At 39.0% G+C, this 15660-nt stretch carries 14 protein-coding genes; 2 read left to right on the top strand and 12 right to left on the bottom strand.

The features are described from left to right. Positions 1-46: 46 nt before the first annotated feature. On the top strand, positions 47-1249 hold the full coding sequence (locus tag ODQ17_RS04460) for an MFS transporter (RefSeq protein ID WP_322901971.1): 1203 nt from the start codon (positions 47-49) through the stop codon (positions 1247-1249). Positions 1250-1288: 39 nt separating this feature from the next. Here the strand turns inward: ODQ17_RS04460 and ODQ17_RS04455 are convergent, their stop codons facing one another. The 8 genes from ODQ17_RS04455 to ODQ17_RS04420 form a co-directional block, all read right to left on the bottom strand. Beyond that, positions 1289-2440 (bottom strand): sterol desaturase family protein, encoded by a 1152-nt coding sequence (locus ODQ17_RS04455; protein WP_322901969.1) that lies wholly within the window; start codon positions 2438-2440, stop codon positions 1289-1291. Positions 2441-2572: 132 nt separating this feature from the next. Continuing rightward, positions 2573-3463: a LysR family transcriptional regulator gene (locus ODQ17_RS04450; RefSeq protein ID WP_322901967.1), complete on the bottom strand. Its 891-nt coding sequence runs from the start codon at positions 3461-3463 to the stop codon at positions 2573-2575. A gap of 89 nt (positions 3464-3552) precedes the next feature. Then, positions 3553-4908 carry an MFS transporter gene (locus ODQ17_RS04445; RefSeq protein ID WP_322901965.1) on the bottom strand — a complete coding sequence of 452 codons (1356 nt, stop codon included), beginning with the start codon at positions 4906-4908 and terminating at the stop codon, positions 3553-3555. A 42-nt stretch (positions 4909-4950) separates the two neighbouring features. Next, the gene (gene salA, locus ODQ17_RS04440) at positions 4951-6228 is read right to left on the bottom strand and encodes a salicylate 1-monooxygenase (RefSeq protein ID WP_322901963.1); all 1278 of its coding nucleotides are present in this window, start codon (positions 6226-6228) and stop codon (positions 4951-4953) included. Between the two features lie 177 nt (positions 6229-6405). Beyond that, on the bottom strand, positions 6406-7779 hold the full coding sequence (locus ODQ17_RS04435; protein ID WP_322901961.1) for a PQQ-dependent sugar dehydrogenase: 1374 nt from the start codon (positions 7777-7779) through the stop codon (positions 6406-6408). A gap of 70 nt (positions 7780-7849) precedes the next feature. Next, positions 7850-8260 (bottom strand): PH domain-containing protein, encoded by a 411-nt coding sequence (locus ODQ17_RS04430; protein WP_322901959.1) that lies wholly within the window; start codon positions 8258-8260, stop codon positions 7850-7852. A 69-nt stretch (positions 8261-8329) separates the two neighbouring features. After that, positions 8330-10159, bottom strand: a complete 1830-nt coding sequence (locus ODQ17_RS04425) for a DUF1302 domain-containing protein (RefSeq protein ID WP_322902117.1) — start codon at positions 10157-10159, stop codon at positions 8330-8332. Between the two features lie 101 nt (positions 10160-10260). After that, positions 10261-10866 (bottom strand): RBBP9/YdeN family alpha/beta hydrolase, encoded by a 606-nt coding sequence (locus ODQ17_RS04420; protein ID WP_322901957.1) that lies wholly within the window; start codon positions 10864-10866, stop codon positions 10261-10263. 290 nt (positions 10867-11156) lie between these two features. Here ODQ17_RS04420 and ODQ17_RS04415 point away from each other — a divergent pair, with 290 nt between their 5' ends. Beyond that, positions 11157-12167, top strand: coding sequence for an AraC family transcriptional regulator (locus tag ODQ17_RS04415; protein ID WP_322901955.1), 1011 nt, complete (start codon positions 11157-11159; stop codon positions 12165-12167). 94 nt (positions 12168-12261) lie between these two features. Here the strand turns inward: ODQ17_RS04415 and ODQ17_RS04410 are convergent, their stop codons facing one another. Genes ODQ17_RS04410 through ODQ17_RS04395 form a run of 4 tightly spaced genes read right to left on the bottom strand, consistent with a single transcriptional unit; the run spans position 12262 to position 15590 of the window. Continuing rightward, positions 12262-13272 carry a YeiH family protein gene (locus ODQ17_RS04410; protein ID WP_322901953.1) on the bottom strand — a complete coding sequence of 337 codons (1011 nt, stop codon included), beginning with the start codon at positions 13270-13272 and terminating at the stop codon, positions 12262-12264. Further along, the gene (locus ODQ17_RS04405; RefSeq protein ID WP_322902115.1) at positions 13265-13573 is read right to left on the bottom strand and encodes a Rieske (2Fe-2S) protein; all 309 of its coding nucleotides are present in this window, start codon (positions 13571-13573) and stop codon (positions 13265-13267) included. Before ODQ17_RS04405 ends, ODQ17_RS04410 begins: the two co-directional genes overlap by 8 nt. A gap of 14 nt (positions 13574-13587) precedes the next feature. Beyond that, positions 13588-14244 carry a DsbA family oxidoreductase gene (locus ODQ17_RS04400; protein ID WP_322901951.1) on the bottom strand — a complete coding sequence of 219 codons (657 nt, stop codon included), beginning with the start codon at positions 14242-14244 and terminating at the stop codon, positions 13588-13590. Next, a complete protein-coding gene (locus ODQ17_RS04395) occupies positions 14241-15590 on the bottom strand; it encodes an MFS transporter (RefSeq protein WP_322901949.1) in 1350 nt (449 codons plus the stop codon). Before ODQ17_RS04395 ends, ODQ17_RS04400 begins: the two co-directional genes overlap by 4 nt. Positions 15591-15660 lie beyond the last annotated feature (70 nt).

Genomic DNA, 15660 nt, shown 5'->3' with positions numbered 1-15660 from the left:
ATCATGTATAAAAGCTAAATATTCGCTTTTATGTTATTCATCTTATATGAACAATTCAAGTTCAAAACGGTCTGGATCAGTTTTTCAGTTAGATTCAACAGTAGCATTGACCTTAAACACAATCACGCTTATGACCTTTATGGCGGCGTCTAGTGCCCCTACGCCTTTATATCGTTTGTATCAGCAGATATGGCAATTTTCGCCCGTTATCTTAACTTTAATTTTTGCAACCTACGCGTTTACATTACTTGCTTCTTTACTCATTATTGGTTCTTTATCTGATTATATCGGACGTCGGCCCGTCATTATTTCAGCAATTTTTTTGCAAATCGCTTCAATGAGCTTTTTTCTTTTTGCCTCAGATGTTTCTATGTTATTTATTGCGCGTGGCTTACAAGGTATCGCAACAGGTCTTGCCGTTTCTGCAATTGGAGCTGCAATTTTAGATTTTAGTAAGCATCATGGTTCCCTAATTAATAGTATTGCTCCAATGGTCGGCATGGCAGTAGGCGTTTTTATTACATGTTTTATTCTGCAATTTTCAGCTCAACCATTACATTTGGTTTTTGAACTCTTATGTGTTTTGTTTGCACTTGAACTTATTCTAAGTTTCTTTAACCCTGAGACTGTCCGCAAAAGATCTGGAGCTTTGGCTTCACTAAAACCCAACATGGCTATTCCTCATCAAGCAAGAGGTGCTCTATTAAGTATTAGCCCTATTAATATTGCACTTTGGATGGTCAGTGGTTTTTTCTTATCACTTATGCCCTCTTTACTGGCAAAAATTTTTCAGACATCTTCAGCTTGGCTAAACGGCAGTATGTTTATGGCGCTCGCACTTTCAGGTGCGGCAGGGATTCTGACTCTTAGAAAATCTACCAATTTGCGTATTTTGCTCACGGGCACCTTATCCATCATTATTGGTGCAACCGTTTTATTTTTAGCGATCAATTTTACAAGTGCCGTGATTCTATTTATTGGTTCTATTATTACTGGAGTCGGTTTTGGTACAGCTTTTATGGGAGCAATTCGCACAGTCATGCCCCTCGCTTTACCCGAAGAACGTGCAGGTTTAATGGCCGCATTCTTTGTTGAAAGCTATTTGGCTTTTAGTGTTCCAGCAATTCTGGCAGGCTACTTTGTGGGTAAAATCGGACTTATGAACAGTGCCAATATTTATATGAGTTTAATTATTGGGCTTGCACTGATTGCCCTTCTAATGATTTTTAAAAATATTAAAAGCAAATAAGGATTAAAAAAACAGCCTCGATCAAGGCTGTTTTTTATTTTACTGATCACGCCAAGGTTTTAAAAAACGCTTTACATACTTTTTAAAAGGCCAAGTAAACTGTTTTATAAAACTATTTGGGATTTTATAACCCACTGTTCCATATACACTCGCCAAATGTTTAGGCATATATACGCTTTTAAAAATGACATCATAGAGTGGAATAAACGCAGCGTAATTTTTATCAATGGCAGGTTTTTCTGAAGAATGATGCCAATGGTGGAATTCTGGCGTTGCGATAATCCAGCGCAAATATGGAAAACGAAAACGCACATTCGAATGAATGAAAATAGCGTGAAATGAAATAAAAACTAAATAAGCAAAAACAGCTGAAGTATGAAAACCCAATAGGAAAATCGGTAAAGTCGCAATAAAGCGAGTCATTAGCACTTCAATGAAATGCAAACGAGAAGATGCTAACCAATCCATATATTCAGTCGAATGATGAATCGCGTGAAAGCGCCATAAGAAATTAACTTCATGCATAGCACGATGTAACCAATACACCGTAAAGTCGACCACAATTAATAGTTCAATAAATTGCAACCAAATCGGCTGAGCTTGTACATAAGGCACAATTGGATTATCAGGTAGATGCGTAATCCAATATTGAATCGGCATGACGGTTAAAAAGCTAAATAATTGAATGCCAACATGGCTGACCATGAAATATTTCATATCAGTCACCCAGCCCACCCTTAATATTTTCTGTTCAGGATTTTTAGCAAAAAAACCTTCAAGCGGAATAAAAATGAACGCTAAAATGAATAAGGTCAGTACAAAATAATCGATACCTGCATAAAACGGTACACTTGGTAAAACGGGCGCCTCTATTACACCACAGCCCAAAACTGCTGCTACAAGTGAAAAACATAGTCCGTAAAAGCCATATCGGTTTTGACGGACAATTGCACTAAATGCACCGAAACCAGCGCTAATAATAATGCCCGTAATCAGGCCATAATAAAAAAGATGATAATGTTTTGCGTAAAGAGGACGCAGTTCTGGAGTCGTTAATACACTGGGAAATAAAAAGCATAATGCACCAAACAGACAAAGTAAGCTGAGTGACATCGAAATAAAGGCGCTGATTTTACCTAAACCTGCGTTCAGTTCTAAATTTTCAAATTTTGCTCTTAATTGATCTGTCATAATTCATATACAATTCTTATTCTGTATAACGCGAATGCTATCAAAATTTAATAATAAATTGGAAAGAACTTTAAGTTCTCAGATCAGAGCGCTTAATCTGAAAATGAAATTTTAAGTAGCTGTAAATAGTTTTTATAAAACTTCAAATATTTGACCGACAGATTGAATCAGCCACTTTCTGGCAATAATATCATCGCTACGATTAAACCAGTTCAAGCTCACTTTAAAAGAATCCATGGCAAAAGGTAATTCAAACATTTGGACATTACCATGTGCTAGATAATGCCGAGCTGCTCGCGATGGTAAAGTTACCAACATATCTGAACTCTGCAAAACACCTTGTAAAACACTAAAATGTGGAACCTCTAAACGAATTCGTCGCTTCAAATCCATTGTTTTTAAATATTGCTCAACTTGGATATGCCCTGTCGATGACTTGATAGCAATATGATCTTCTTGCAAATATTGATCTAATGTCAGTTGCTGCTGTAGCCTTGGATGGTCAGCTCTTGCAATGCATACATATCTTTCTTCAAATAAAGTACGTGTTTCTATTTTAGGCATTATGGTCTGTGTACTATTAAATACGGCTAGATCTAAAAAGCCATCAATAAGCCACTGTTCGACCTTAGACGACTGAATCTCTTCAATCTCAATTTGAATATAGGGCGCTGTTTTCTGCAAAAAGGCCATAAGACTAGGCAATAGGCAAATCTCCCCTGCATCAGAGAGTCCGATTCGGAAAGTTTTATTGGAGTTTTGAGGATGAAACTCCTGTGCTTGAGCAATCGCTGATTCAATATTAAAAATTGCTTGATGAAAAATTGGATAAAGCTCATGTGCAACTTTTGTAGGTTCGACGCCACCTCTGCTTCGGGTGAACAACTCGTCATTTAATTGACGGCGTAAACGGTTCAAATTATAAGTCACAGAAGGCTGACTCAAATTCAATTTATCAGCAGCTTTACTAATATGCCGAGACTCATAAATACAGACAAAAACTTTAATCAAACCTAAATCCATGGTTCTGATCCTTTAAATACTCTAAACAAAGACTTTAACTTCTTTGCTTAGAGTTTAGTTCCTTTTACAGGAATAAAAATGCTTAATTCTTATGGAGATATACTTGAATTTAGCTTTACACGGTTGGTTCGATTACAAATACTTATGGCAATAACACTTAAAGTTGCCAGCACACAAGGAATGGCTAGTGCGATAAAATTATATTCAATGGGTAAATGCAAACTTAAAAGCCAGCCGCATAAAATCGGTCCTAAAATCGCTCCAATACGGCCTACACCCAAAGCCATACCAATGCTAGTACTGCGAATTGGTGAAGGATAAAACTGAGCCATATAAGCGAGCAATAAAATTTGCCCGCCAATAGACGCCGCTCCTGCAATGGCAATACAGAAATATAAGATGACCATGGGTAAAGCATAGCTCAGCAAGTAAAGTGAAATTGCACCTGCTAAGAAGAGTGAACAAATGACCTTGCCTAGGTGAAAACGATCAGCAAAGTATCCTCCACCGATTGCGCCCAACATCCCGCCCAAGTTTAGCGCTAGTAAAAAGACTAGACTGGTTGATAAATCATATCCTGCCTCGACCATAAGTTTTGGTATCCAGTTACCGAGCGCATACACCATCAATAAAGCCATAAATACACTCAGCCAGAAAAACACAGTGACTAAAGCACGGTTCTCGGTAAAAAGAGCAACCAAAGGTCGAGCCGCAGTTTGTTGATTTTCTTGATGTAATACGATGGTTGTATGATCAGCTATGTTTTGTTGTGGCGCTAACTGTTTAAGTAAGTCACGTACCTCATTCCATTTTTTCTGGCGTACCAGATAATCAATTGATTCGGGTAAAAATTTCCAAATAATCGGTAATGAAATGAGTGGAATACCCGCCAAAATAAACATGATTTGCCAACCAAATTTAGGAACCAACCACATACCTAAAAGCGCTGAGCTCATGCCACCAATTGCATAGCCGCTAAACATGAGCGATACCAAAGTTGATCGTAATTTCTTTGGAGCAAATTCGGTCATTATGGCAATGACATTTGGCATTACACCGCCCAAACCGAGGCCAGCAATAAAACGATAAATGGCAAACTCTTTAGGGCTATTAGCAAAACCACATAACACCGTAAAACCGCTAAAAATGAAGACACAAAGCATAATTAAACGCTTACGGCTAAAGCCATACGACTCTAATTTGTCGGCCAAACTACCGAAAATCATTGCACCAAACATCATGCCAAATAATGCAACACTGCCCAGCAATCCAGCAGTCATACTATCTAACTGCCAATGTTGCATGAGCTTAGGCAATGCCACACCATAAATGACTAAATCATAGCCATCAAAAATAATAATGAGCGCACTCAGCAAGATCACCCGCCAATGTAATGGTGTTAATCTTGCATCATCAATCAATTGATTTGCATTTAGTTTTTCCATAATTGCTTTCCTTAGCAAATTGTGTGTAAAACAAAAATTTATTTAAATGGTTGCCATTCCTAATTGATGTAATTGTTGCTGTACTTCTGCAACATCCTTTTCTAGGTCATGTTGCCATAACCAGTCAAAGCGATGCTCAAGATGTTCGCCAATTTCGGCAAACGTTGGGTACTGAGTCGAATAACACTCATAAATTTCACCAGACTCACGAGAAGTTTGCTGAACACGACAAGCACGTTTTAAACGGAGCTTTTCATATATCGAAGACACATCGGTTAACTGATCTGCTTGTAAGTTTTTTGTCGACAATAAGGCCGCAAGTATTAATGCATCTTCAAGACCTTGGCCTGCTCCTGCACCTTGGTGAGGTAACATGGCATGTGCAGCGTCGCCCATGACAATGACATGACCTGAGGTACTTTGATAAGTCGAAAGTTCTTCAATTTCATGTAAGGCCCAAATGGTAGGCTGTTCAATTAAACCGAGTAGTGTTTGGCAACTTTCACTCCAGTCTGAAAAATCGGAAAGCATTTGAGCTTTATCGACAGGTTTAGTCCACGGTGTATCGGCTGGTAGTATTGTATCTTCGCGGTTTGAGCAGAAAGCAACGATATTAATTTGCTCCCCCTTACGAATTGGGAACGTTAAAATATGTTTGTCTTTGCCCAATAGCATTTGCGGAATATCTGCTAAATCTGTTTCGCCATTTATTTGTCGCAAAGCTTCTTTAAATGAAGCGTGAGAAATAATGCCACGATATGCCCAAGTTCCTGAAAAATGTGGATGAACTGGTGGTAAATGATGAGAAGCTAAAACATATTGGCGAGCCACGGAGCGGATACCGTCAGCCCCAATCAAATAATCGCATTCATGCTGACTACCATCATTAAAATGCAGAATCACCTGATCATCTTCTTCTTCAATCGCCTCTAGACGTTTAGAAAAGTGGACATTTTGCGTAGGCATGTGAGGAATAATGGCATCAAGAAAGTCAGCACGATGAACAGATGATTGTCCAATACCTGTCGCGATAGATGCAGATAAATATTCATCGGTATAACCATTGCGCCATTGAAACCAAACATCTTGAAATGGTGGCGATACTTGATCTGCAATTGCATGATATTCGTTGGCTAAACCTAACAGTTCAATGGCTTTGACTGCATTGGCACCAAAAGAAATCCCTGCCCCAATTTCAGAAAACTGAGGTGCAGATTCAAACATTTGGACATCTAAATGGGCGTGTTTACTTAAATTACTTGCTAAAGCCAGACCAGCAATACCACCACCGACCACGGCAATTCGAATATGTGTATTCATGTGTTTGTTCCTTAAACATCATTATCGTTTTCACATATTCATTTTTGAGAAGTTGGCTTATAAAGTCCAATTAGTATTTTTTTTGTTCAATTATTTAAAAATTAAATAATAGCCATTTGGGCGAACCTCTATAAAGCCTAAAGGCCGCCCATGCTAATAAATGATTGTTAAAACACTTTATGGTGTGCCTGGCGGGGTTCCAATAGCATATTTCATTGGAGCTTCATAAGTTGTCTCTGCAACTGGCGAAACGCGCCAAATCGTATTGCCCACATCATCTGCAACTAATACAGCACCTGAGAAATCAATTGCCACCCCCACAGGACGACCATACGCTTTGCCTTTATCACTGAGGAATCCAGTCAAAATATCTTGCGGCGGACCAGAAGGTTGACCACTTCTAAATGGTACAAAAATGACTTTATAACCACTGTGAGGCTTACGGTTCCAAGAACCATGCTGACCGATCAATGCACCTCCTCTAAATTGCGGCATGAGTTCGGCTGCATAAAATGTGAGGCCTAAAGAAGCCGTATGGTTGCCTAGTGCATAGTCTGGTTTAATTGCACGGGCAACCATTGCTGGATTTTGTGGTTTAACTCGTACATCAACATGTTGACCATAGTAGCTGTAAGGCCAGCCATAAAAAGCTCCATCTTGAACCGATGTCATATAATCGGGTACTAGATCACTACCAATTTCATCGCGCTCATTAACTACCGTCCAGAGTTTTCCACTTTGAGGTTGCCAAGCCATACCATTTGGATTACGGAGGCCTGTTGCAAATGGGCGTGACTGACCACTGGCAATATCAAACTCTGTAATTTGTGCTCGGCCTTTTTCTTGATCTAAACCATTTTCAGCAACGTTACTGTTAGAACCAACGGTAATGTACAGCTTGGTACCAGCTGGGTTAGCAATCACATTTTTGGTCCAGTGGTGATTTAAAGGGCCACCTGGTAAGTCCAACACTTTGGTTCCACTGGCTGTAATTTGAGTTTCACCTTCCTGATAAGGAAAACGCACCAGTGCATCTGTATTGGCGATATATAAGTTATTACCGACCAATGCCATACCAAATGGAGAATTTAAGTTTTGAAGAAATACAGTTTTCTGGTCAGCAACGCCATCCCCATTGGTGTCACGAAGTAAGCTAATACGGTTTGCACTTGGATGAGATGAGCCTGCACGTCTCATCACAAAAGACATAATTTTACCTTTAATCCCTTTGCTGTCCTCTGGTTTAGGCGGGGCATCTGTTTCAGCAACTAATACATCGCCATTTGGTAATACATAAAGCCAGCGTGGATGTTCAAGTCCTTTGGCAAATGCTTTGACCTTTAAACCTTCTGCTGGTTTTGGCATTACCCCACTCGGCCAGCCTTCTGCTGGAGCTATATTAACGGTTGGTAATAGGCTTGATTTAGGCTCAGGTAATTTTGGATCTGGCCCATAACTGTCGGTAATTGGATATTGAGAGGATGAAGCGCATCCAGCTAATGTAATTAAAACCGTAGTGCCAAAAATTGGCAGTAAAAAACGTGTCGCCATGGGTTATCTCCATTTATTTTTTGTCGTCATGGAAATAGCGTAATTTATGTTTGCAATTAAACAAGCAACTTTAATGGAGTCTTTTGTTTATGGCTTGAAAAAAACGTTCTTTATCTTTTGGTGAAATCATCACTGAACTAATTTCTCCATTTTTCATATAATAAATTTTGAGTCGATCTAATGAGAGCGCTGGAGATGAAAGTGGATTATGAGTAGGTTCTATTTGAGTAATATCATTAATATTAATTTTCCATCGAAATACCAAGCTCTTAATCATTAAAGTGTTGTTTTCTACCAGATAATAAGTATTAAAAATGGGGAGCCAAATAAGAAAAATGATTAAACTATAAATGATGAGATATGGAAAATTTGAAGCTAAAGAATAATGATGATTTGCTTCATAAATCTTCATAAGGATATTGGCAGTGATAACAACAAATATTAATAAAAGCCACCAATCAATTTTTGATCTAAATTTCAAAAGTTATCCTCCACGTCTAAATCTCATTTATAACGAGTATTTCTATATATTTTTTATAAAATAATTGAACTAAAAATTAGCTTTAAATGTTAATGATAAAAAATCTCGATCATCTATCGTGCTAAATTCATTAGAACCAAAAAAGTTATTATAGGCAATCTCTGTTGTATATTTTTGCTGATAAGTCATAGATAACGCCGCAGTTACACTCATTTGCCCTTCTTGAAAGTTTTGGCTATATCCATAAACATCATGTCTAAAACTAAGACTTGGCGTAATCACTGTAGAGGGTAAAATATCTTGATAATTTAATGCACCACGTAATCGGTAGCCAAATGACCATTCATTAAAAAATCCTTTTTTATTACAAAAGCGTTCATTTAAATTGTCTATTTCTGTATTAGTAAGATGAGCTGTACCATACGGCGTACATTTAAAATCGCCTGTTTCAGGATTATAAGCCCCTGTTGGCAGCTCACTACGGCCAAATGCGCCTGTCCGGCCAAACCGATGATTACCAATATCTGCAATATGGTTTAAGGCAAACTCTGTAGACCATGTCATCGAATTTGCGCCCCAAATATTGAATATGCTATCAGTTGCTCCAACCGAAAATTGTGTTACGGGTAAGCGTACATATCCTTGAATATATTGACCCAATTCAACAGTTTTTCCCGGCGGCGCAAATGGCGTTCCTTCCGATAGTACTTGAGCATAGACAATGTCTGTGCCGTTTAGTTGTAAAGGTTGATTAGGTTTGTGGGTTAATTCACTAAAAACGGTTGTTGTGCCAACTTTACCAGTCAGACTTAATCCAAACATTTTAATATTTTCAGGATAGATAGAAAAATAACTTGCGGTATTAAAATGTTCTGGTCCTACTGCTGTTACAGCCGTTCCATCAAAGTTTGCATTACGGCTATGGTAGTTCGCATAGTAAATACCTAACTCAGCATTATTTAAACTGGGTAATGTCTGTTTTAAAGCAATACCATATTGGCCGTTATCCTTTGCTTTTCTACTTTCTGCACGTGGAATATAGGTACGTAAACGAATTGCGGTATCTGATAATTTATCTCCCCCTCCAGCAATCAGAACTGGACCTGCATTTTCGGGCACAAAGTCTGAAATCTCAAAGAAAGTTCCGTTACCATCAACAACTGAAGGTCTAAATTTAAATTGATAGAACCCTTCTATTTTCAAATTTTTATTAATGCTTGTGTCGAACGAAAACATTTCAGTTGGAATGATTCTTTCTTTTGCATCACCACCCGGTCGGTTAATTGCAGCAAAATCAAAGGCACTCACCGAATTTAAACCGTTTTGAAAAAACTGAGATTTCCCCCAATTTAAAGTCTGTTTGCCTAATTTTAAATTGATGCTTTTTCCATCGTCTAATTCAAAATCTTTCCATATATAGGCATTCCATAAATCGATACCTTTGAACTTGGCGAGCCTTGGCCACGCTGAATCATTAAAGGGTTTAAAGTCTCCGTGTCCTGTCTCATAAGCATGGTCATACCAGTATTTAGTGCTAATAACCGCACCTTGTTGTTTTCCATTTAGCTTAACTTCGGTTATGCCTCTAATAATCTGTGAAATGGCATCATATTTACTAAAATTCATACGCCCATCATCACCATTCACATCAATGCTAGCGCCTTGTTTGCCTATTTTGTTTGCGTCAGGCCGATAAAGTAATGAAACGGATGGATCTTGGGTACTCCAACTAGCACCTAAGCTTAATGTCGTTTTTGTATCGACCTTCCAGTCTTTATCAATATCAAAACTGGCTGTATTTGCTTTAGACATAAATAAAATTAGGCTTAATGAAACACCTATTTTTTGAATATATAAAACGTGATTATTTCTTTGATTTAAATAGACGTAATGACCCATCATATTATCTCCCTATAAATATGATTTTTCTTATTTATTGCTTATTACTCAAAGCCATCCATTGGCTTTTAAATGGTTTACATAAGCAGGTATTTTTTGTACTAGGCAGGTTGTTCGACCTGATCTAATTGTTGAATGAATTGTTCAGCTAAAGGCCAATAGCCAAAGCCAGATGCAGGGTTTAAATGCCCCACTTCACCCAAATTTACGAGTTGACTACCCCACTTTTCTGACATTTCACTTACAGCTTCATAACGAGCTAAATGGTCATTGGTGCTTGCAACCAAAATGCTGGGAAAAGGTAGTTCTTGATCTGGTAAAGGACTCCATCCTTCTTGATGAAGTACGGTTGGGCTTGGATAATTTTCTGGCCAGCTTTCGTTTAAGTCAGGTGGAGCTACAAGTAAAGCACCCTGAATTGGTCTTTGATATTTTGCAGCCCAGTGTGTTGTCATCAATACGCCTGCGCTGTGTGCAACCAAAATGACAGGCCCTTGTATTTGTTCTAGCTGTGCTTGTATTGCCGCAACTCTATTTTCACAATTGAGTTTGTTGGTTTGCACAGGTGGTACAGAACGAACCTTTGCTAGCTTTGTTTCTAAGATCGTTTGCCAATGCTCGGGAACATGATCGCGTAACCCCGGAATAATTAAAATTGTTGCTTTGGTTTGTATTTTTTCCATTTCAACGCCTGTGAATTTTGCCATCTAGGATGCATAAGAATTTTTATAAAACTCCATTCACAATAAAGGCTCATTTCAGCTAATGGTGTACATAAGACGTCACGGACTTTTCATTTGACGACACATCTTTTTAAAATTTCGTAAATTAATTAAATTAGTTTTTGTAATTACAAATGAATTAAAAGAACAGATTTAAAATTGATTCGACATCATGATTAGGCGCTTAAATAAAAGCTTTTGTAATGCAGATATTTTAGTTATAACTAGATATGAGCTGTAAGGAATATGGCTGATTAAGAACAGGAGATAATAAAATGGTGCCTCTTGCGCATACCGCCTCTTTAAAAAATTATTTGGCAGTTGCTCAGCAATTAGATCTAAATCCCTACCATTTATTATCACGTGTTGGGCTTAGCCAAACTCAATTGAATGATCTTAAACAACGTATTCCTGTAGATAAAGCCATTACCTTGCTTGAAGACTCAGCCCAAATGAGTAATTGCGATGTATTCGGTTTACATATGGCAGAGCAACGTGAAATCGCGGATTTTGGTGAACTAAGCTTATTATTAAGTTACCAATATACTTTGAGAGAAGCGCTACAAACGATTGTTCGTTATAGAAATTTACTCAATAACTCACTTGAAATATATATAGAAGAAATTGACGATACAGTAGTTATTCGAGAGGAAGTTGTGACAACTACTTGCGGATATAGTCGCCAAGCGACGGAACTTGCTCTAGGAATTACCCATCGTTTTTGCGCAGCACTCATGCTGCAAAAATGGCGACCGTTAAGTGTACACTTCACTCATAACCCGCCTAGCGATTTAACTTTACATCGGCGGATTTTTGGCTGTGCGCTCGAGTTTGGTAGTGACTTTAATGGTATTGTTTGTACGGCGGCCGAACTTGATACAACAAACCCTCAAGCAAATCTGGCTATGGCTAACCATGCGCAGCGTTATTTAGATATTTTGCAGAATAGTAATGAATCGACCATGATTTTTGATATTCGTAAAAGTATTTATCTTCTTTTGCCAATGGGCCGCGCTACGATTGATCAAGTCGCTCAAACACACGGTATTCACGTACGGACTTTACAGCGTCGATTAGAAGAAGCTCAGACGAGTTTTAGTGATTTAATGAATGAAGTACGCAAAGATCTCGTATTTCGTTATTTAAAAAATCTAAATTATTCACTTGCTCAAGTGTCTGATATTTTAGGTTACTCAATGCCGAGTTCTTTTACGCGTTGGTTCATTAGCCAGTTTGGTATGTCACCGAATACGTGGCGTAATCACAATAAAGCCCTGCTTAATTAATTCTTTTGTGTTTGATACCAAATGAAGTCATTTAAAATATAAGGAAGCCATGGGGAACCACTACATAACTTCCTTAAAAATCTAATTTTTAAAATTAAAACCACAAGCGCATAAGTCCAAGAACCAATACCACTAAAAAGATGCTTTCGCCGATCATTAAAAGAATCGGTTTAATTCCGACAGATGCTAATTCTTTTAACTGAGTTTTCATACCTAAAGCACTAATTGCAATGACTAAAAACCAGCGTGATAAATCATTAATTCCATTTTGAACCATAGCTGGTACCCATCCTGTACTGTTAATACAAGCGAGTAGTAGAAAGCCAACAGCAAACCAAGGTAGCAATGGCGGTCGTTCCCCCATTGAATCTGCACCTTGCATGCGGGTAATCATGGCTGCACAAACGATTACTGGAAGCAGCATTGCCACACGCATGAGTTTAACTACAGTTGCCGTATCACCTGTTTGAGTAGACATGCTATAACCAGCGCCGACCACTTGTGCAACATCGTGAATCGTAGCACCAAGAAACACTCCAGCCGCTTGTGGCGATAACTCTAGCCACTTCGCAATCATTGGATAGACAATCATTGCAAATGTTGAAAGTGCCGAAACACCAATCACGGTAAACAAAGTCGCTTTTTCTTTTTGCGGATGATTTGGAAAAGCAGCCGATAGTGCCAATGCAGCTGAAGCACCACAGATTGCCGTTGATCCACCAGTGAGCATGCCAAATAGTTTTTGGAAACCTAAAATTTTAGCTGCAATAACAGAAACGGCGATTGTGACAATAACCAAAGTGACAACTAACGCAACAGGCTGCCAACCTAGTGCGGTAATTTGCCCCAAAGTTATACGCATGCCGAGTAACGCGATGCCCATTCTGAGTACACTACGTGCGGTAAACTCGATACCTACCTTACATTTACTTTCAGCCGCTAAAAAATTCACGCTCATGCCGAGCAGTAGTGCAAATAGCATGACTGGCGCACCATAGTGCTCTGATAAAAAACAGGCAGCCGCAGCAACGACCGAACTGACCACAAAGCCTGGTGCCAATTCTCTTGTACTCTGGGAAATTTTTTTCAAAACTAAACTAATCATGATTTTCCCCACAGCCCATCATAATAAATACTTTGTCCTCGATCACTTCTACGGGATAGGTTGCAACTTTGAGATGAGCAGAATTAACTAAACAGCCATTTGTTAAATCAAAGCGTAGACCATGGGCACAGCACTGAATCACTCGTCCTTCTAGACGTCCACTAAATAGCGATGCGCCCTGATGAGGACAGCTGTCATCGATTGCATAAAATTGAGCCGCAACGTTAAATAGTGCGAGAGTTTTATCTCCAACTTTTAAAAAAGCCCGCTCACCTGAATTCGGTATTTTCTCAAAAGGCACTTCAAATCGGTTGGTCATATCAACTCTCCTTGTGCCACCATTGCCTCTTGCATCGCTTGATAAAGTGCATCTGCTGACTGCGCGCCCACTAAGACAGAAGTCCGATCAAAAATAAAGTAAGGCACGCCATTACCTCCTGTTCTTGCAGAGATAAAATCTTGATGATCATGAATAAGTAAATCTTTGATAAGCTCAGGTGAGAAGCCACAACGTTTCGCGATTTTGTATAAAGTGGTGGTATTTCCGATGTCTAACCCATCATAAAAATATGCAGCAAAGAGTTGTTCTAACAATGCATTACACTGCTCAGGAGTACCTATCTTTAAAGCTTTATCAAATATGCGATGAGCTTTGGCCGTATTTGGCATCCGTTTAATCTGTTCAAAATCTATCTTAAGCCCAACTTTATTTGCAGCTTTATTGACCTGTTCTTGTCTCATACGAACTGCTGTCAAACTACCTAACCGTTTCAAATAAAACGTTTGAAAAGGTACCCCTTCAATTGCCAAGTCGGGTATGAGCTGAACACCTCGCCAGTGCACAACAACTTTGACTTTGGGGTGAAGCTGATAAAATCTATTTATAGCGATCAGTAACTGACGTTTTCCGATCAAACACCAAGGACAAATAAAGTCAAAAAATACATCAATGTGTAATTGCCGAATCATCATTTGTTATTCATCCCGCATTTTTGTATTTGGTTACCTGAATGATTTTTAAGCTCAATTATTCCTTGCTGCTCAAAGCATGCGATATCTTTGTGATAATGGCGTTTGGCATAAAAAAATACGGCTGCGGCTGCAATACTGACCAATGGCATCAGTTGAAATGCACTGTGTAAACCAATCACATCAGATACTTTGCCAACGACTAAAGGACCAAGCGCTAAACCAAGAAAATTGTTAGCTAAGGTGAGTGTTGCAAATGCAGAGCCATGAACTGAGTTATGTGTGAGATTGGCCACCATGGCACTAGATGGCCCATTGGTTCCTAGAGCAATAAACATTCCGAGGCAGATGAGAAGTAACTGGTTACGTCCCGCAGGCACAGCAAAAGCAATTAATAAAAGAACACAACCAAGCAAGCAGTATGTAATCGCTAAGCTGACCTTACGATCTGGACAGTTACGGCCCAAATAATCACACAACATCCCGCATAGAATTGTGCCTACTGCACTACATAGCAAAATGACCGCTGCCATCACACCTGCCTTGTCGGTACTCATGCCGTAATAGCGATTGAGATAACTCGGCATCCAGACAATCACTGTGCCACCAACAAATAATTGCAGACCACTACCAATGTAAGTGGCAATGACTGAACGACTTGAATATAAAGTTTTTAAAGGGCTTTTAATGTGCTGAGTTTTACTACGAATTTTATTTTGAGGTGCTGCGTTTATTCTGTTTTCTTTCACTAAAATTGGATATAGAAAAGCCAAAATGAGACCAAATAAAGCAATACCACCAAAAGCCCAACGCCAACCGAAATGCTGTGCGAGTACACCACCTAAAGCCACACCCAAAAACGAGCCAAATACGCCACCCGCCATAAAAGCACTGGCGAGTGTTGCACGCATTTCTCGTGGGAAAACAGCTACCACCACCGCGATTCCCACGCTGCCATAAGCAGCTTCACCCACACCAACCATAAAGCGAGCAATAAACATTTGCTCATAGTTCTCAGCCAGTGCGCATCCTAGAGTCGCCAAACTCCATAAAGCCGCCATAATGGCCAAGCTTTTCACTCTTCCAAAACGGTCTGCCATTAAAGACAACGGCAGAGTCAATAAACCAACCATTAACGCGACAATGCCACTGAGCAAACCTAACTGGCTATCGCTGAGCAACCACTCATTTTTAAGTAAAGGAAAGACTGCGTTTAAGACTTGCCTTGACATGTAATCTGAAATGAGCAAACCAAATGTCAAAGCAAAAACAAGCCATGCATAACGACGAGGTATACTGATTGACGTATCAACATCGCTCATTTGATCTGAATACTGATGTGCATTCATACGACCTCCTTGTATTTTTTATAATTTCTATTTAGCTAGTGCAGCAACGCACTTTTAAAAACAAAGCGAA

Origin of the sequence: Acinetobacter sp. IRS14 (assembly GCF_034650275.1) — a bacterium.
Classification (GTDB): Bacteria; Pseudomonadota; Gammaproteobacteria; order Pseudomonadales; family Moraxellaceae; genus Acinetobacter; species Acinetobacter oleivorans.
This window is presented reverse-complemented; position numbering and strand designations above follow the sequence as displayed.

Bases quoted from the DNA above. Each gene is read 5' to 3' on its own strand.
- ODQ17_RS04435 (WP_322901961.1), bottom strand. From the start codon at position 7,779: ATGGCGACACGTTTTTTACTGCCAATTTTTGGCACTACGGTTTTAATT.
- ODQ17_RS04415 (WP_322901955.1), top strand. From the start codon at position 11,157: ATGGTGCCTCTTGCGCATACCGCCTCTTTAAAAAATTATTTGGCAGTT.
- ODQ17_RS04445 (WP_322901965.1), bottom strand. From the start codon at position 4,908: ATGGAAAAACTAAATGCAAATCAATTGATTGATGATGCAAGATTAACA.
- ODQ17_RS04400 (WP_322901951.1), bottom strand. From the start codon at position 14,244: ATGATGATTCGGCAATTACACATTGATGTATTTTTTGACTTTATTTGT.
- ODQ17_RS04425 (WP_322902117.1), bottom strand. From the start codon at position 10,159: ATGGGTCATTACGTCTATTTAAATCAAAGAAATAATCACGTTTTATAT.
- ODQ17_RS04420 (WP_322901957.1), bottom strand. From the start codon at position 10,866: ATGGCAAAATTCACAGGCGTTGAAATGGAAAAAATACAAACCAAAGCA.
- ODQ17_RS04455 (WP_322901969.1), bottom strand. From the start codon at position 2,440: ATGACAGATCAATTAAGAGCAAAATTTGAAAATTTAGAACTGAACGCA.
- ODQ17_RS04410 (WP_322901953.1), bottom strand. From the start codon at position 13,272: ATGATTAGTTTAGTTTTGAAAAAAATTTCCCAGAGTACAAGAGAATTG.
- ODQ17_RS04450 (WP_322901967.1), bottom strand. From the start codon at position 3,463: ATGGATTTAGGTTTGATTAAAGTTTTTGTCTGTATTTATGAGTCTCGG.
- ODQ17_RS04395 (WP_322901949.1), bottom strand. From the start codon at position 15,590: ATGAATGCACATCAGTATTCAGATCAAATGAGCGATGTTGATACGTCA.
- salA (WP_322901963.1), bottom strand. From the start codon at position 6,228: ATGAATACACATATTCGAATTGCCGTGGTCGGTGGTGGTATTGCTGGT.
- ODQ17_RS04460 (WP_322901971.1), top strand. From the start codon at position 47: ATGAACAATTCAAGTTCAAAACGGTCTGGATCAGTTTTTCAGTTAGAT.